This window comes from Frankia sp. CgJB1 (genome assembly GCF_977947065.1).
Genome location: NZ_CDWTNB010000082.1, coordinates 1 through 17460, shown reverse-complemented (window position 1 = coordinate 17460; position 17460 = coordinate 1). Strand labels below are relative to the sequence as shown.

Here is a 17460-nt window from a genome sequence, read left to right as displayed (position 1 = left end):
GGGCTGGCCAAACCCATGAAGCCCCAGACCGCAGCTTGATCAACTTAGCGGAAATGGCATTGGGTCCAGCCCGCCCGACTGGTGGTCCTTCCGGGAACGTTCCGCGGCAACGGCGACACCGCTGTCGAGGGCCATGACTCCCCCGAGGCCTCCCCCGATCGCGGCACCATCGCCGAAGCCGAGCAGCCCGGCGCCCCGCAGCACCCTGCGGCGGTGGGGACCGGTCGGGCGGTTCTCCCGGACCGCATCCGCCGCATCGGCGATATCCGTTACATCGGCAGCGTCCACCACATCCGTAATGTCCGACATATCCGCCCTACCGACCCTATTGGACATACCGGTCTCAGACCTACCGGTTCCATCCGTCCTGTCGCTCACGGGATCCGTACCGGCGCCGCAGTGAGATCCGACATCATCCTCGGGCCGGCGTCAAGGCGGCGATTGTTACCGAAGGCCACCCGGATGAGCCGTCCGGTGAGGTGTTCGCATGAGTCATAGGGCAGTTCCACGATGTCCGTGAGAAGATGATCCGCCGTGGAGGGCGCCGTCGACCACTGCGGGACGCTCGGCAAACGCCCCGGTCGACCGGGGCTAACCCTCCATACTTCTCCGGGCGACGGGTTCGCCCCGGCGACGGGCCAGACCCCATCGTGCACTCGAGTTCAGTCCGCGCAGCGCCCTGCGCACGGCCGGGTGCTGGCTGGCACGGTGCACCGGGTAGCGCCACGGCGGCTGTTCGCCCTGGCGCGACGCCATCGAGTAGGCGAACGACACCGGATCCTGATCGAGGTATGGGTCCACCCGTTCGAACCAGGCCATGCTCATCCGCGCCGCCGCCTGCAGAGGACCCAGGGCCGCCCGGCCCCGCCGGTCGAAATCTCGCAGCGCGGCCGGCAGATCGCCGCCGCTGTCGTACATGCTCTGCGCGAGCGCGACCGCATCGACGATCGCGAGCGCCGTGCCCGACCCGAAGGCGAAATGCGTGGTGTGGGCGGCGTCACCGATCAACACGACGTTGTCGTGGTACCAGCTCCGGTTGGTGACATCGGCGAAACGCAGCCACCGCGCCGCCCGGCCGCGGCACTGGCTGATCAGCGGATGGCCGTCCAACGGACCAGAGAAGATCTTTTCCAGCATCCGCGGCGCGTCCTCGGCGCTCAGGCGATCAAGGCCGAGTCCCTTCCACGTCCGCTGGGAGCATTCCACAATGCAGGTGCTGATACCGGCGCTGGACGTATAGGCGTGGAACCAGATCCATCCTGCGGAGGTCCGTTCGAAGGCGAAGGTGAAACTGTCGAAACGCTTGTCGGTGCCGAGCCAGATGTACGGGTTACCGCCGATCTCGACCTTGGTACCGAAATCGTCCTGGGCCATCTGGCGCACCCGGCTGTTCGCGCCGTCGGACGCCACGACGAGATCGGCGTCGGCGTACGGGCGCAGGTCGTCTACCTCGTGCCGGTACTCCACCTCGACGCCGAGATCGGTGGCCCGCCGGGCGAGGATCTCGAGCAACGCGGCCCGCTGCAGGCTGAAGCCGTAGCCGGTGAGATATGCCGCCCGCGATCCGCCCAGACTGATCCGCTGCTCCTGCCAGAGAGTGGACGCAGCCCGCAGGGCACGAGCGCTGCCTGGGTCGTTCCGGAAAAGGACGTCCAGAAGGTTATCCCAATACACAACCCCCCAGCCGTAGGTCGCCCCGGGCGGGTCGCGTTCGAGGACTGTGATCTCCTGGCTGGCGTCACGGCGTTTCGCCGAGATGGCGAAGTACAGTCCTGCTGGTCCGCCGCCCACACAGACGATCCTCACCGCAGGTGCCTCCTCCGTGTTCCTCCTCGGCGTGACCCGGACGGCGGGTGGCAACGACCGTTCGCCGGCTCGTCACCACCGTCGTCCCCGGAGAGGAGCACCGCCAACGGATGTCGTGGCGCCCACTTGTCGGGCTGCCCGGTTACCCCGCATTGTCGGGTTTTCCGGTTTCCCCGCATTGTCGGGTTTTCCGGTTTCCCCGCATTGTCGGGTTTTCCGAGTGTCAGATTGCTGGTCGGGTTGCTGGACTGTCGGGAGCCGGGATCACCAACGGCCCCAGCCACCCCAGTGGCCCCAGTGGCCCCAACGCCCCCAGCCACCCCAGTGGCCCCAGCCACCCCAGTGGCCCCAGCCCCAGCCCCCGAAGAAACCGGTGACCTGCCGGAACGAGCCCTCGGCCCGGAGCGTCGGTGCCTCATACGTTGCTTTCATGCCGGATTCCTCCGTCCGACTTCGATTTATTCGGTCTATGTGACTCTCGGCGATCCAGACAACACAGTGGCCGCCGTCGGTGTCCCACCTCCGACCGCCACTTACCGCCTGTGACCAACCATCTTCGATTCTGCTCCTTTGCTGTCCATTGCTGGTTCATCGCCGGTTCGGTGGCACCATCGGGAGTCGCGGTGGAGACGGGCGCCGATCGAGAAGATCATCGCTGTAGCCGGCCGAAGCTCCGGCTCACGGGCCGGCACCCGTCGGAGGCCCCACCGCCGCACCAAAGGCGCCATGCGGGGCAGGAGGGGTTATCGGATCGATCTCGGCGTCGATCTCGAGAAGATGGCCTTGCGGGACAGTCCGAGGCTGTTGGGACCCTACGGATCTGGTCGTCGGGAAGCCCACCACGCTGGCACAGCCAGGTCCGGCCCACGGCCCGGATCTCGGTCAACGAGGTGAATCGTCAACGAGGTGAAATGACGGCCGGCGGCGTCTTCGCCGGGCACACGCGAGTGCGAGTGCGGTCCTGCTGCAATCCTGTTGTGATCCTGTATACGGGAGCGTTAGGCGACGTCGCGGTCGCGCGCCTCCTCGGGCAGTAGGGTGCGCAGACCCAGAATGATGTTGGTGATCCCGAACTCGAACTCCTCCGGGACGGTGACGTCGGAAGGCTGCGCCGCCGCAGGGACCGCCGCGGCCGGCTCCTCGACGGGCCGCTCGGTGAGCAGGAAGCCCCGGGTGTATGTCGAGAGCGTGAGGAAAGCGTGCCAGGCCAGCGACGACGGGAATCCGGCATCCCGCAGCCCAGCCAGCAGTTCCGCCGCCCGAAGCCAGGAGGTGATGGTCTCCTGGTAGGTCGGACTGCCGCTACGACGCGTAATCAGGTCGCATTTCAGGTCGTCGACGGCGAGCAGCGCATAGAAATTTTTGAAGAACTCGCGGAGCATGTCCTCCCAGTCGTCACCACGGAGGGGAGGCATGCTCTCATAGAAAGAGACGAGTGTCTCCTCGGCCATGGCGTCGAGGAGTTCTCGCTTGCTCTTAAAATACCAGTAGATGCTGGTGACACCGACGTCGAGATACGCAGCCAGGCGGGGCATATCAACCGATCGACCGGCGCGTCCCGGCAAAACTCGAAGGCGCCCGCCAGAATCCCCGGGGCATTGATGGATCCCCGAGCACGCCGCGACCGGGGACGCTTCGATCCCGTGTTCACTGAGGAGGGCACGCACTAGCCTCCGCATCGTGGGGATGGCCCGGGAACGGCCCCGCTACCGCAGGACCACACCGAGTATTCTACCGGAAGGTTCTCCGGATGGCGTGAGATATCTGCCGCACCCGGCGGGCGCAGTGGTTCGCTCATGGTCAGGCGGCAGGATAGTCCCGGACCACCACAAGGCCACCCCGCCGAAGGCCGGCCGGACCGTCCCGCCCGGCACACCACACGCCGCCCCCAGCGCCATCGCCTCGCCGCAATCCGCGCTCTCACCACCGCCCCTCCCCATCACCCCCAACCCGCCAGCGCACCCCGCCCCCCAAACCGGACACCCACTTCAGTTCCACCCCACGCCCACTCCGACCCACGCCGAATCCACCAGCTCCGCACCACACGCCTACACTGACCGGAACAGTCACTGACCGGAACAGCGCGGCATCGCGACTCCACCCACCAGGCGACCGAAGACCAACAGCAGGAGGGTGAAAATGGCCATTCCGCGGCGCCAGGCAATCAGGATCGGCGCTTATCTCCTCAAGCAGAAACTCGCCAGGCGGGACAAGTTCCCGATCACCCTCGAACTCGAACCCCTGTTCGCATGTAACCTCGCCTACGAGGGCTGCGGCAAGATCCAACATCCCGCGGACGTGCTGAAACAGCGCATGCCCGTCGAGCAGGCGCTCGCCGCCGTCGACGAGTGCGGCGCCCCCGTGGTGTGCCTGGCAGGCGGCGAACCGCTGATGCACCCGCAGATCGAAGACATCGTGGCAGGCCTGGTGAAACGTAAGAAGTTCATCTACCTGTGCACGAACGCCCTCCTGATCCCACGCAAGATCGACAAGCTGCGCCCGTCACCGTACCTGTCCTTCGCGGTACACATCGATGGCCTCGAGGAACGCCACGACAAGTCCGTGGCCAAGCCGGGCGTGTTCGCCCAGGCCGTGGACAACATCAAAGAGGCGCAGCGCCGCGGCTTCCGCGTCACCACGAACACCACGTTCTTCAACACCGACACCCCCCAGACCGTGATCGAGGTGTTGGACTTCCTCAACAACGACCTCAACGTCGACGGGATGATGCTCTCCCCCGCCTACGCCTACGGGAAAGCCCCCGACCAGGACAGCTTCCTCGGGGTCAAGGAAACCCAGGAACTGTTCCGCAAGGCGTTCGCCGACGGCCGCCGCAAGAACTGGCGGATCAACCACTCCCCCCTGTTCCTGGACTTCCTCGAAGGAAAGATCGACTTCCCGTGCACGGCCTGGGGAATTCCGTCCTACTCCCTGTACGGCTGGCAGAAGCCGTGCTATCTGATGGGCGACGGCTACGCCAGGACCTACCAGGAACTCCTTGACACCACCGACTGGGAGGCCTACAGACGAGGCCGCGACCCGCGCTGCGCGAACTGCATGGCACACTGCGGCTACGAACCGACCGCCCTCGCGGCGACCCTGTCCTCCCTGCGGGAATCCATCCGCGCGGCCCGCTGAGACCGGCCCCGGGACCACCGGCCAGCCCCGGGAAACGACCTCGGTGCGGCGGCCGTCGCACCGAGGTCCTCCACCAGACACCCCCGGCTCGGATACGCCGGGAAGAGCGGCATAACGGGAAGAGCGGCATAAGCGGGATCCGACCCGAAACCGCATTATGACCCAATTATGACTACCTGCACCCCGACACTCACCCACCGCCCCCTCGCCGGTTCGGCGTCATGGGCCGCGGCGGCGCCCGTCTCGCCATCGTAGGGCTCGCGGGTCTTTGTAGGGTTCCCACAACACCTGGCCGCCGACATCGGTAGCGGCGGAGCTGTCCAGACCGCGCCCCGAGCTGGGAAGGTGACCCGGAGCGAGGATCGGAACCGCCTTTCTGGCGTTCCGCCCTCATCGTGACGGGAAGGGGTAATTAGTGGTTTACGACAAGATCGTGGTGACGGGTCTCGGTGCGATGACTCCACTCGGCGGCAACCTCGCCGCCACCTGGGACGGGCTGGTCGCGGGTGCCTCGGGTGTCGCGGTGATCGAAGACGAATGGGCGCGGGAGCTGCCGGTCCGACTCGCCGCCCGGCTGCCCGTCGACCCCGCGGCAACGCTGCCGGGCAAGGACAGCCGCAAGCTCGACCGCGGTGAACAGATGGCGATCGTCACCGCCCGGCAGGCATGGGCGGACGCGGGATCCCCCGAGGTCGCTCCCAAACGGCTCGCGGTCGTCATCGGCACCGGTTACGGCGGGGTGCAGTCCACCCTGGGCCAGCACCGCATCCTGGAGCAGGCCAGTGCGCGCCGGATATCCCCTCAAACGGTGATCATGCTGATGCCCAACGGCCCGGCGGCGTGGGTGAGCATCGACCTCGGTGCGAAGGCCGGCGCCCGCACCCCGGTCAGCGCCTGCGCGTCCGGCGCCGAGGCGATCGCCACCGGTATGGAGATGATCCAACACGGGCTGGCCGACGTCGTGGTCGCCGGCGGCGTCGAGGCGCCGGTCGACACGCTGCCGCTGGCAGCGTTCGCGCAGATGAAGGCCCTGTCGACCCGGCACGACGACCCGGCAGCCGCCTCCCGGCCCTTCGACGCCGACCGTGACGGTTTCGTGCTCGGCGAGGGCGCCGGCCTGCTGGTCCTGAAACGGGCCGGGTTCGCCGCCGCCCGCGGCGCCCGCGTGTACGCCGTCGCCGCCGGCGCGGCCACCAACTCCGACGCCCTCGACATCGTCACCGCCGACCCCGCCGGGCAGCGCAGGGCCATCGAGGCCGCACTGTCCGGCGCCGGCCTCACCCCCACCGATATCGGCCTCGTACACGCCCACGCCACCTCTACCCCCGTCGGTGACCCCTTGGAGGCCGAGGCGATCACTCAGACGATCGGCACCCATCCGGCGGTCACGGCCACCAAGTCGATGACCGGGCACATGCTCGGCGCCGCCGGCGCGGTGGGCGCCATCGCCACGGTGCTCAGCATCCGCGACGGCGTCATACCCCCAAGTACGCAACCTTGACCGGCTCGACCCGGCGATCAAGCTCGACGTCGTGTCCGGACAGGCCCGCCACGAGACCGTCCGCGCCGCCGTGGCCAACGCCTTCGGCTTCGGTGGGCACAATGTCTCCCTGGCGTTCACCGCCCCCTGAGTCTCCCTGGCATTCACCGCCCCCTGAACCGGCCGCGCCGGCCACGCCTGGCTGGACTCGAACGCGCTCCGGTCCCCGTCGTGTTTCCGCCCGCCCAGAGGCCTCACTTCCCATTACTGACCATTGCCGATCATTGCCGATCATTGCCGATCATTGCCGATCATTTCTTCCAGCAAGGGAACGGCGAAGACACCTTGCCGTCCTTCATGATCTAGAGCGGGGTTGAGAAGGTCACCCAGATGCGGCTGTGATCCAAAGGTGTCAGCCGTCGATGGTTGAGGCTAGGAGAACCCGTAATGATCTTATTGGGCGTGGGCGAGGAGGAGGGTGACGTCGTCGTAGCCGTCGTTGCGGTTGAGGAGGGTCAGTAGCCGGTCCGCGGTGGTGGACAGGTCGGCTGTTTCGGTGAGGATGCGCAGCAGGCGTCGGCAGCCCTCGCCGATGTCGACGGTGGGGGATTCGACGAGGCCGTCGGTGTAGAGGGCGAGGGTAGAGCCGGGGGGAAGCGGTGGCGGGTTTCGGTGAACGTCTGCTCGGTGACGCCGAGGATGATTCCGTGGGGGTCGTCGAGGAGGTCGGTGGTGCCGTCGGGGTGGCGCAGGGCGGGGGGGAGGTGGCCGCCGTTGGCCACGGTCAGGGTGCTGGTGGCCGGGTTCTGGATGGCGTAGGCGACACTGGCGATGGTGTCGATGCTGCGGGTGACGGCGTCGAGTTCGGTCAGCAGGGCGGCGGGGGGCAGGTCGAGGCGGGCGAGAGTGCGGGCGGCGGTGCGTAGCTGGCCCATGGCGGCGGCGGCGTTCAGGCCGCGGCCCATGACGTCGCCGATGACCAGCGCGACCCGTCCGGCCGGCAGGGGGATGACGTCGAACCAGTCGCCGCCGACCTCGGTGCCGCTGGTGCCGGGCTGGTAGCGCCAGGCCAGGTCGAGGGCGTCCAGGGTGGGGATGTCGCGGGGCAGCAGGGCGCGTTGCAGGATCAGGGCGGCGGTCCGCTGGTGGTCGAAGGCGTGGGCGTTCGCGATCGCGGTTGCGATCCGGCTGCCTAGTTCGGTGGCGGTCTGGGTGTCCTGCTCGCGGTAGGAGCGGGCCGCGGTGACGGCGAACCCGACGGTTCCCAGGCAGTGCGGGCCGGCCAGCAGCAGGACGATGATCGCGGATCGAAGGTGGGACTGCCGGGACAGGGCGGCCACGCTGCTCGCGAGTGCGTCGGGTGCGTCGGGGAGCCGTTCGTCTAGGTCGAGGCGGACCGGTTGGCGGGTGAGGAATACTCGTCCGACCTGGCGTCCGGTCATGTTGATTTTTGTGTCTGGTGGGGGGAGGGGCAGGTTGGGGGGTGGTCGGGGCAGGTCCGGGGAGCGGGCCCACACGGCTCGGCGAAGCAGCAGCGGGTCGGGCTCGGCCCCGGGGCGGCAGGGCTCGTCGGCGAGGTACAGCTCGCAGGCGTCGGCGAATTCCGGGACGACCAGCGTGACCATCTCCCGCAAGGTGGCCGACAGGTCCAGCGACGCGCCGAGCAGCCCGCTCGCCCGGCTCAGCAGCCGCAACCGCCGCAGTACCAGGTCACGTTCGGCCTGCGCGCGACGCTCGTCGGTCACGTCCACCGTCGTCACGCCGACCGCGATCCTGGCCCCGGTCGAGTCATACAGGGGATAGTAGGAGGCCCGCCAGATGCGCGGATTCGATGAGTCCGCCGGGGTTGCTCCGATGATCTCCTCGTCGAGGATCGCCTCACCGGTCGCCAACACCCGGCGGGACCGCTCCCAGCCGAGAGGGTCTATGTCCGAGGTCAACTCCGGGCCATACCCACCGATCATCTCCTCGGCGGGCAGGCCGGAGGCCCTGGCAGCCGCCTGGTTCACCGCCCGGTAGCGCAGGCCGCGGTCGAGGGCCGCAAATATGATCGGCGCCGTGTCGAACACCTGCAGACACAGCAGCGCATCTTCCCACCGGGCGAGTGCCCGCGGGGCCGGCCAGCCGAGCCAAGGCCCGCAGGTGTCGCCACGCACCTGACCATCGGGCTGCGGCGTCGGGTTCATGTCGGGACCAGTCCTGCCGGGGCCGGAGCCGCCGGTCACCGTCGGAGACTCAGGCGGGTGGATCTGCGTCCAAGTGCGCGACAATACCACCACCGGTGCGAACGGAAGCGGCAGCAGCACCCCGAAAGCAGCAGCACTCCAAAGACAGGGGATGCCGGGCCGGGTGCCGCCAGCGGGCCCTCCGTGCCTAGTGCGCCCGTGCCTGGTGCACCCGTGCGCGGTGGCACTACGACCCCGCTGGGCGCCGGGAGGTCCGACGGTCGGCGCGGGCCAAGACGACGGCCACGACCAGGTAGGGCACGCTCGCCGCGGCGAACAGCGGCCCCGGAGCCGCCCAGGTCGACCCCACCGCGTAGCCGGCGAACACGGCGACCGCCCCCACCTCGGAGCCGACCGCCGCCATCGAGGTGACCGTCGCCCTGGCCCGGTCGGGGATCACCGCCTGCAGCCGGGCGTCGGCCGTGGCGATCGCCCACTCGAAGATCCCAAACGCGACGGCGACGCCGACGGATCCCGCGGGACGATCGCTGATCGCCCCCACGGTCAGGCAGACCGCCGCGGTCGCAAGCAGCATCGGCATCCGCGCCGCCCCCCGGCCCGTGAACCAGCCGCCCACCAAGCCCCCGGCCGACACGAGCAGCACCCACAGCGCCACCTCGGCCGCCGGGGCACCCGTCGACGCGACGAGAAGCGGAACGTATTCGTCGAGCGCGGTGAAATCCGTGACGACCGCCACTACCACTAGGGCCCGGCGCACCGCGGGCACCCGTCCCGCCTCGGCCAGACCTGTCCGCCACACCGCCGCGAAGCCCCGGCCGGTCCCCGCATCGCCGTTCCGATCGCCGGGCCGGCCGCTACCAGTCTCGCCGCACTCCCCGGCCCTTGCGGCCCGCGCCGTCCTCCCGCTTCTTCCGTCAGGGCCGAACTCACCGCCACCAGAATGATCATCTTTGCGGTGATCAGGACCGTCCAAGTAGTCGGGGCCGTCGAGGTGTCCCCGGGAGTCGGGTAGCGACTGCCCCGAGCGGTACCCCAAGCAGGACCACGGCGACGCTGGCGATTCCCACGGCTCGGTAACCACCGGAAAGCGATGACGGGGAACGCGAGCCCGGTAGCGACGAGGACAGCGGCCGAGGCGAAGGATCGCGACCGGCCAATCAGCCTGGGATAGGCGGCGACCGCGTCCAGCCGGGTCAGTTCGGTGTAGACGACAGCCTGGAGCGTGCCCGACCGTAGTGCGCTGCCCGCCCCCCAGAACACGAACCCGGCGGCAAACGCCGCAAAGCATGGCTTAAACGTCCACAGCGCGAAACCGAGTGCCGCCAGCGCCGGACCGATCATCAACAGCAGCCGCCGAGAGACCGTATCCGCCCACAGCCCGGAAGGGATCTCCAGGAGGGAGGACGTCACCGACCACACGATGAACAGCGCGGAAATCTCCGCCGGCGACAACCCGGCGTCGACGAACAACAGCGGGTACACCGGGTAGAGTAGGACGAGCTCGTCGCAGAACGCGTAGGCGTACAGCCGGCGCGCGAGCCCGGACTCAGGTGCGGATCAACATCGCCAGACCATACTCCCCAGCCTAGCGCCGCAGCCGCGAAGTGGGCTACCCCGTTGCGTAGCCGGAGGCCGGCGAATTTGGGGGACCTGAGGACGGTCTGCGGGCTCTGGACCGTGCCTTGCTCCCCATAACGTGGCCGCCGCGCGATCAGGCGGACCCGTGTCCGGGACCCGGCCAGGTCGACGCGACGGTCAGGCGTCGAAGAGAGCGCTGACGGACTCGCCGTTGTGGATGCGGCGGATGGCCTCGGCGAGTGCCGGGGCAACCGTGAGGATCTTCAGCTTCGGCACCCGGTCCCCCGCCGGAATCGGCACCGTGTTCGTGCACACGATCTCGGCGACCTCGGGCTGGTCGCCGATGCGCTTAAGCGCACCCGCCGCGAACAGCCCGTGCGTGCACGCCACCCGCACCGACCGCACGTTCAGCTCACGCAGCCGCTCGAGCAGCTCGAGCACGGTGCTGCCCTTGGCGATCTCGTCGTCGAGCACGATGACGTCCCGGCCGGCCACGTCACCGATGACCGTGCTGATGCTGACCCGGTCGTCGGCGAAACGCTGCTTGGCCCCCGCCGCCACCCGCACCCCGAGCATCCGGGCGAACGCCGCCGCTTCCTTGGCGTTGCCGAGGTCCGGGGAGACCACCGTCGTGTTCGACAGCTCGTAGCGGCGGAAATGCGCGGCGAGTTCCCGCAATGCATGCAGATGATCCACCGGCACGCTGAAGAAACCGTGGACCTGCGGCGAGTGCAGGGTCATCGCGAGGACGCGGTTCGCACCCGCGGTGACGAGCAGGTCCGCGACCAGCCGCCCGCCGATCGAGATCCGCGGCGCGTCCTTCTTGTCCGAGCGGGCGTAGGCATAGTGCGGCAGCACGACCGTCGTGCGCGCCGCCGACGCCCCGCGCGCCGCGTCCAGCATCATCAGCAGCAGCAGCAGCTCGACGAGGTTCTCCTGCACCGGTGTGACCAGCGGCTGGATGAGGAACACGTCGCGTTCCCGGCAGTTCGCGGGAAGCTGGACCTCCAGGCAGTCGTTGGCAAAACGCTGCACCCGCACCCGATGCAGCGGCACGTCGAGGTGTGTGCAGATCTCCTCGGCGAGACTCGGACGGGCACTGCCGCTGAAGACGGCGATGTCTCGCACGAACCGCTCCTTGTTCCCTGTTCTCGGTGTCCCCGGGGTCTCTGTGTGTCCCCCGGGTCCCGGCGTGTCCGGTGTCCCGGTGTCCCGGTCGATGTCCGATGGACCCGCCCGTCCCGGATGGTACCGACCAGACGCCGAGTCATGCCGAGGTCCCTAGCGCCTCCCGGATCGGCACCCGAGTCCCGCCGCGCTTCACCGCATTGCCGTACACCCGCCCGGCCAGCCAGACCAGGGCCCCGATCAGCGCGAGCGTCAGCGCCATCGCGACCACCACCTGTCACCCCGCCACGCTGCCGATCCCGATCACCATCGGCATCAGGACCGGCGCGAACAGCGGAATCATCGCCAGCGCCAGGATTAGGCCGCTGTCCGGCGACCCCGGAAGCACCGAGATGCCCAGCACGTACGGGACGATGATCAATAAGATCATCGGCGCCGTGACCCCGCCGGCGTCCTCCTGCCGAGACACCAGCGCCCCGGCGGCCGCGAACAGCAGCGCATACACGGCGAACCCGAGCAGGTACCACAGCAGCGCCAGTGCGACCGATCCGATCGCGATCCCGGCCGGGATGTCGAGCTGCCCGGTCGCCAGGCCCAACGACACGCCGATCACCCCGATCAGCGTCAACTGACCGAGAGCCACGGCGCCGATCCCGATAACCTTGCCGGCCATCAGCTGCCACGGGCGCACCGTCGCCAGCAGCAGCTCCACCACCCGGCTGGTCTTCTCCTCGATCACCCCCTGCGCCACGGCCGGGCCGAAGATCAGCAGAGACAGGTAAATCAGCCCGCCGGAGAGCAGGCCGAGCAGCAGCCGGGCCCCGTCCCGTTCCGAGGCCGGCCGCAGGGCGCTGACCTGGACCGTGGCCGCGGACACGGCTCGCCCCACGACGGCCGGATCACCACCGAGCCCCACGACCTGGCGCTCGAGCGCGACCTGCCGGGCGGCGAGACTCAACACCGACGCCAGCCGGTCGCCGAGCTCCTTCTTGACGACCACCTGGTAGACGGCGTTCCCCGCCGCGCCAGAGGCCGCAACCACGCGGACGAACGCGTCGACGTCACCGTCGAGCACGGCCCGCTCGCCGGCCGCCCGATCCGCCACCGCACGGACCTCGACGTCCTCGCCCAGCGACCGGGCCGCAGCCTCGACCGTCGCCGCCTGCCGGGAGTCGACCGCGGTCAACGCGATCCGGCTCGCCGACGATCTGCCGGTCAGGGACATCAGCACCACCATGGCGCCGATCCCGAGGACGAACAGCCCCGTGGTGATCTGGAAGGCCCGCGACCTGGTCCTCGTCACGATCTCCCGCCGGGCGATCAGCCGGATCACCCGGCCCGACCCCTGCGCCGCGTCATCCGGCCCCCGCACGCTCACGCCGCGTTCTCCGGGAACGCCCCATTCCCCGGCTGCTGCCCGGCCTGCACGACGACGTTACGGAACAGCTCGGTCAGCGACGGCCGGCGACGACGGAACTCCCGCACCGGGCCCGTGGCCAGCGCTGCGCGCAGCACCGCCTGGTCGTCGACACCCACGGCGAGGCCCAGCACCGTCCGCGGCCCGTCCCGGTGACGCACGACGACCCCCGGTATCCCGTCGGCCCAGCCCGGCGGCGCCGCCGGCGCGTCCACCACCACCTGCAGATCACCGCCCGCGCGCAACTCGTCGACCGAACCGCAGGCGACTATCCGGCCCGCCCGCACGATCCCGACCCGGTCGCACAACCGCTCGACGAGATCGAGCTGATGGCTGGAGAACATCACCGGAACCCCGGCGGCGCGACGCTCCCGCAGCACCTCGCTCATCACATCGACGGCCACCGGGTCCAATCCGGAGAACGGCTCGTCGAGTATCAGGACGACCGGATCGTGCACGAGCGCGGCGGCCAGCTGCACCCGCTGCTGGTTACCGAGGCTGAGCTTCTGCGCCTCGTCGTCAACCGGCTGGACACCCCCAGCCGCTCGGTCCACCGCGCCACTGCGCGACGGGCCGCCGCCAACCCCATTCCATGCAGTTACGCGAGGTAGACGAGCTGCTCACCCACCCGCATCCGCGGGTACAGGCCGCGCTCCTCCGGCATGTAGCCGATCCGGCGGCGGGTACGCAACGTCAGCGGAACGCCGTCATAACGCACGACCCCGGAATCCGCCGCGAGCACCCCGAGGGCGATACGCATCGCCGTCGTCTTCCCGGCACCGTTGCTGCCGACGAACCCGAACAGCTCGCCGGCCCGCACCTCGAACGTCATCGACTCCAACGCGACGACGTCGCCGTACCGTTTCGACACCCCGTCGATCTCGAGCCGTCCGTCGCTCACCTGCACCACCTTTCCACTCCACGGCGTTCCGGGTAACGGTCAACCGTTGCCCCTGCCACGGGCTTCTCCGGCAAGGAGATTCTCTCTACCAGATGCTATTGGCGGTGGTTTTCATGATTGATTTTATGCGGTGCGACGATGTCAACACCGTTGATTATCAGGGTGCGCCCGGAGGAACGAACGGCAGGCCGGCGGGTGTGCCCTCGGCGAGCAGGCGGCGCAGGGCGCCGGTGTCGAGATGGTCGGCGACGAGGTCACCGAGGGCGTCGAGGCGGCGCTGCCGGACATCGGCGAAACGCGTGAACGCCGGGACGAACGAACGCCCCGCGGCCGTGGCCACGTCGGCGAGATAGGCGCGACGGAACGCGTCGTTCTCCAGCACTCCGTGCCAGCTCGTGCCGGCGACCGCGCCGACGCGCACCCCGTCCGCGGCGAACGGGGCGCCGTCCGGATGGCCCTCGACGGTCAGCCGCCCGTGCCGGATCTCATAGCCGGTCAGCGGCCGGCCGGCGGCATCGGTGGCCGCGCGGCGACCGAGCAGCTTCACCGGGTCGAACGTGGTGATGACCGGGAGCAGGCCGAGACCCTCGACCTCACCCGCACCCGATTCGACGTCGTCACGGATGCGACGGCCGAGCATCTGGTAGCCGCCACAGATACCCAGCACCGGGCGGGCGGCGGCGGCGCGCTCGGCGAGGGTCGCGGCGAGACCGCGGCGACGCAGCCAGCGCAGGTCCTCGACGGTGGAACGGGTGCCCGGCAGAATCACGAGGTCGGCGTCGACGAGCTCGTCCGATCGGGTGGCCAGGCGCACCGCGACCCCGGGCTCGGCGCGCAACGCGTCGATGTCGGTCACGTTCGACAGCCGGGGCAGCCGGATGACGGCGACCCGCAGCACCTCCCGCCGACCGCCGTGCGACCCGACTGCTGTCCCGGGCCCGGGGGAAGGCTCGGCATCGGGCTGGGGCTCAGCATCGGGGAAGGCGGCGAGGTCGAGGGAGTCCTCGACGTCCAGCCACAACCCCGCCTTCCAGGGGACGACGCCGTGCACCGGCCGGCCGGTGAGCCGTTCGATCTGGCGCAGCCCGGGTTCGAGCAGCCGGGCGTCGCCACGGAACCGATTGATCACCCAGCCGGCGACCAACGCCTGGTCGGCCGCATCGAGCAGGGCCAGCGTGCCGAACAGGGCGGCGAAGACCCCGCCCTTGTCGATGTCGCCGACCACGATCACCGGCAGGTTCGCGGCGCGTGCCAGGCCCATGTTGGCGATGTCGGTCGAGCGCAGGTTGATCTCCGCCGGGGAACCGGCCCCCTCGCAGATCACCGCGTCGAACCGGCCGCGCAGGTCGTCCAGGCACTCCAGGACGATCGCGGCCAGCCGTTCCTTGTACGGGCGGTAGCCGAGCGCGTTGACCTCGGCGACCGGGCGGCCCAGCACGACAAGCTGGCTGTGCCGCTGACCCCCCGGTTTGAGCAGCACCGGGTTCATCGCTGCCTCCGGTTCCACACCGGCCGCCGCTGCCTGCATCGCCTGGGCCCGGCCGATCTCCGCACCGTCGGCGGTGACCGCTGAGTTCAACGCCATGTTCTGCGCCTTGAACGGGGCGACCCGCACCCCCTCCCGCGCCAGCCACCGGCAGATCCCCGCGGTCAGCACACTCTTGCCGGCGTCCGACGCGGTCCCGGCGACCAACAGTCCCCCACTCACCGGCCGCGCTCCCTCCCCCCGAATCCAGAGCATCCGGATCCGGTACCGAGGCCGAGGCCCACCCGCGAGGTCAGGACGGAGGCGACCAGCCGCGCCACCGGAACCGCCGCCGTCAGCGCGACACACACCACGCTCACCGCCGCGGACAACCGGGCCGCGGCGGCGACGTCCGCGCCCTGCGGCCGCCGGCCGAACCCGAGCTCCGGCCGGTGCTCGACGCGGTAGGGGTAGCGCAGCTCTCCCCCGAGCCGCAGCCCCAGCGCCCCGGCGAACGCAGCTTCCACCATCCCGGCGTTGGGGCTGGGATGCGACCGGCCGTCCCGGCGCATGGCCCAGTACGCGTCGACCGCCGAACCGCCGACGACCGGGGCGCACGCGCAAGTCACCAGCGCGCACACCCGCGCCGGGAGCAGGTTCGCCAGATCGTCGAGGCGCGCCGCCGCCCAGCCGAAGCGTTCGTACCGGGGGCTGTGGTGCCCGATCATCGCGTCGAGGGTGTTGATCGCCCGGTAGGTGACCAGGCCGGGCAGTCCGGCGAGCGCCCCCCACCACAGTGGGGCGACCAGCGCGTCGGAGGTGTTCTCGGCGATGGACTCGATCGCGCCGCGGGCGATCCCGGCGGCGTCCAGCGACGCCGGGTCGCGTCCGCACAGCGCCGGGAGCCGTTCCCGGGCCGCGGCGAGATCGTCGGCGCGCAGCTCCTCGCCGAGGCGTCGGCCTTGACGGCGCAGCGAGGCACCACCGAGGACGGTCCACGTGACCGCCGCCGTGAGCGCGACGGCGCGTTCAGCGGCGCGTTCAGCGGCGCGTTCAGCGGCGACGGCAGGCACGGCGACCGCGGCGAGCAGCACCGCGGTGTGCAGCGCTCCGGCCGCCCGGCCGTCCCGGTAGAGCCGGTTCTCCAGCCGGGACGCGGCCCGCCCGAACCCGGCGACCGGATGCAGCCGCGCCGGGTCGGCGAGCAGCCCGTCCAGCACGGCGCCGAGGACCAGACCGAGCGCGCGCACCGCGCGGGAAGGGACCACGGCACGGGAAGGGACCATGGCTCAGACGCTCATCGCGTAAGCGACGACCCCGCGCCGGACGGCGTCCATCGCCGCCCGGGCGGTCCGGCGCACCCGCGCGCCGTCCGGCGCACCCGACGCACCCGGGTCCGGCTGCACCATCGGGGCGACCTGCGCGATCTGGTCAAGGATGTCGATGAGCTGGCGCATCCACCGGACGAAGTCGCCGGCGGTCAGTTCCACGGAGCTGTCGGTCAGCACCCGTTCCAACGCGCGGCCGGCGGCCCAGTCGTGCGCGACGGCGACGAATCCGAGCTCGGGCGGGCGCAGGAACGCGAACCGGTGGGCCTGCTCGGCCTCGGCGAGCCGCTCCGACAGCCGGACCATCTCAGCGAGGCAGTCGCGCAGCGCCACGCCGCCCGGCAGCGCCGGGACGCCGGCGTCGTCGCCGCGCGGCTCGAACACCAGCGTGGACACGGCGGCGGCCAGCGCCGGCGGGGTGAGATCGTCCCAGATGCCGGCGCGCAGGCATTCGGCGACGAGCAGGTCCTGCTCCGAGTAGATGCGCGCGAGCACCCGCCCGGCGGCGGTAACGCTGTCCCCGTCCAGGTAGCCGAGGTCCTCGAGCGCGGCACGGACCCGGTCGAACGTCTTCGCGACCGTGTTCGTCCGGCCCTCCACCTTCCGCGAGATCGCGGCGGTCTCCTTGACCAGCCGGTTGACCTGCTCGGCGGAACGCAGGTGCTCCTCGCGGCGCGGGCAGTCGTGCACCGGATGGGCGCGCAGGGCCCGGCGCAGCCGGGCGAGCTCGGCGTCGTCCGCCGCGGCCGAACGGACCCTGGCCCGCCGGCCCGGAGGGGCATCGGGGTTGACGTCGGCGGCGCGCAGGGAGGAGGCCAGATCCCGGCGCGACTGCGGCGAGCGCGGGTTGAACGACCGCGGCACCCGGACCCGGCCGAGCGGTTCGACGGCGACCGGGAAGTCAGTCAGGGACAGCCTGCGGACCTGCCTGTCCGCGGTGAGCACCACCGGCCGCGGGCCGTCGGCGGCGCTCGCGGCGGCGTCGGCGTCGAGCACGACGGCGAGCCCGCTGCGCCGCCCGGCGGGCACCCGC

Annotated in this window: 14 protein-coding genes and 3 pseudogenes; 2 read left to right on the top strand and 15 right to left on the bottom strand. The window is 70.2% G+C overall.

Annotated elements, in window-relative coordinates:
* Positions 1-39: 39 nt before the first annotated feature.
* The 4 genes from AC08OT_RS11285 to AC08OT_RS11270 form a co-directional block, all read right to left on the bottom strand.
* Complete coding sequence (locus AC08OT_RS11285; protein ID WP_476602800.1) at positions 40-288, bottom strand: hypothetical protein; 249 nt, start codon at positions 286-288, stop codon at positions 40-42.
* A gap of 303 nt (positions 289-591) precedes the next feature.
* A complete protein-coding gene (locus AC08OT_RS11280) occupies positions 592-1806 on the bottom strand; it encodes an FAD-dependent monooxygenase (RefSeq protein ID WP_476602799.1) in 1215 nt (404 codons plus the stop codon).
* 264 nt (positions 1807-2070) lie between these two features.
* Complete coding sequence (locus AC08OT_RS11275) at positions 2071-2238, bottom strand: keywimysin-related RiPP (RefSeq protein WP_476602798.1); 168 nt, start codon at positions 2236-2238, stop codon at positions 2071-2073.
* A gap of 566 nt (positions 2239-2804) precedes the next feature.
* The gene (locus AC08OT_RS11270) at positions 2805-3341 is read right to left on the bottom strand and encodes a TetR family transcriptional regulator (protein WP_476602797.1); all 537 of its coding nucleotides are present in this window, start codon (positions 3339-3341) and stop codon (positions 2805-2807) included.
* 604 nt (positions 3342-3945) lie between these two features.
* Here AC08OT_RS11270 and hpnH point away from each other — a divergent pair.
* Positions 3946-4944, top strand: a complete 999-nt coding sequence (hpnH, locus tag AC08OT_RS11265; RefSeq protein ID WP_476594700.1) for an adenosyl-hopene transferase HpnH — start codon at positions 3946-3948, stop codon at positions 4942-4944.
* A 454-nt stretch (positions 4945-5398) separates the two neighbouring features.
* A pseudogene (locus AC08OT_RS11260) lies at positions 5399-6575 on the top strand (beta-ketoacyl-[acyl-carrier-protein] synthase family protein).
* Positions 6576-6877: 302 nt separating this feature from the next.
* On the opposite strand, the pseudogene AC08OT_RS11255 reads toward AC08OT_RS11260, so the two are convergent.
* The 11 genes and pseudogenes from AC08OT_RS11255 to AC08OT_RS11205 all read right to left on the bottom strand — a co-directional run.
* Positions 6878-8610, bottom strand: a pseudogene (locus tag AC08OT_RS11255) (SpoIIE family protein phosphatase).
* Positions 8611-8836: 226 nt separating this feature from the next.
* Positions 8837-9376: a hypothetical protein gene (locus AC08OT_RS11250; protein ID WP_476595438.1), complete on the bottom strand. Its 540-nt coding sequence runs from the start codon at positions 9374-9376 to the stop codon at positions 8837-8839.
* Entirely contained in the window at positions 9352-10092 is a 741-nt protein-coding gene (locus tag AC08OT_RS11245; protein WP_476592359.1) for a hypothetical protein, read from the bottom strand. The genes AC08OT_RS11250 and AC08OT_RS11245 overlap by 25 nt, the downstream gene beginning before the upstream one ends.
* 273 nt (positions 10093-10365) lie before the next feature.
* Positions 10366-11316 carry a ribose-phosphate diphosphokinase gene (locus AC08OT_RS11240; protein WP_476592358.1) on the bottom strand — a complete coding sequence of 317 codons (951 nt, stop codon included), beginning with the start codon at positions 11314-11316 and terminating at the stop codon, positions 10366-10368.
* Positions 11317-11455: 139 nt separating this feature from the next.
* Positions 11456-11590 carry a hypothetical protein gene (locus AC08OT_RS11235; protein ID WP_476592357.1) on the bottom strand — a complete coding sequence of 45 codons (135 nt, stop codon included), beginning with the start codon at positions 11588-11590 and terminating at the stop codon, positions 11456-11458.
* Between the two features lie 3 nt (positions 11591-11593).
* On the bottom strand, positions 11594-12694 hold the full coding sequence (locus AC08OT_RS11230; protein ID WP_476602796.1) for an ABC transporter permease: 1101 nt from the start codon (positions 12692-12694) through the stop codon (positions 11594-11596).
* Complete coding sequence (locus AC08OT_RS11225) at positions 12691-13287, bottom strand: ABC transporter ATP-binding protein (RefSeq protein ID WP_476592355.1); 597 nt, start codon at positions 13285-13287, stop codon at positions 12691-12693. The genes AC08OT_RS11230 and AC08OT_RS11225 overlap by 4 nt, the downstream gene beginning before the upstream one ends.
* 44 nt (positions 13288-13331) lie before the next feature.
* On the bottom strand, positions 13332-13634 hold the full coding sequence (locus tag AC08OT_RS11220; protein WP_476592354.1) for an ATP-binding cassette domain-containing protein: 303 nt from the start codon (positions 13632-13634) through the stop codon (positions 13332-13334).
* 157 nt (positions 13635-13791) lie between these two features.
* Positions 13792-15342: a cobyric acid synthase gene (locus tag AC08OT_RS11215; protein WP_476592353.1), complete on the bottom strand. Its 1551-nt coding sequence runs from the start codon at positions 15340-15342 to the stop codon at positions 13792-13794.
* Positions 15339-16385, bottom strand: a complete 1047-nt coding sequence (locus tag AC08OT_RS11210) for a cobalamin biosynthesis protein (RefSeq protein ID WP_476602795.1) — start codon at positions 16383-16385, stop codon at positions 15339-15341. Before AC08OT_RS11210 ends, AC08OT_RS11215 begins: the two co-directional genes overlap by 4 nt.
* 3 nt (positions 16386-16388) lie before the next feature.
* Positions 16389-17460 (bottom strand): annotated as a pseudogene (locus AC08OT_RS11205) (DEAD/DEAH box helicase); the annotation flags it as partial.

What these genes read in the sequence shown, in the direction of transcription:
- AC08OT_RS11275 (WP_476602798.1), bottom strand. Translation starts at nt 2,238, where the DNA reads ATGAAAGCAACGTATGAGGCACCGACGCTCCGGGCCGAGGGCTCGTTC.
- AC08OT_RS11270 (WP_476602797.1), bottom strand. Translation starts at nt 3,341, where the DNA reads ATGCCCCGCCTGGCTGCGTATCTCGACGTCGGTGTCACCAGCATCTAC.
- hpnH (WP_476594700.1), top strand. Translation starts at nt 3,946, where the DNA reads ATGGCCATTCCGCGGCGCCAGGCAATCAGGATCGGCGCTTATCTCCTC.
- AC08OT_RS11210 (WP_476602795.1), bottom strand. Translation starts at nt 16,385, where the DNA reads ATGGTCCCTTCCCGTGCCGTGGTCCCTTCCCGCGCGGTGCGCGCGCTC.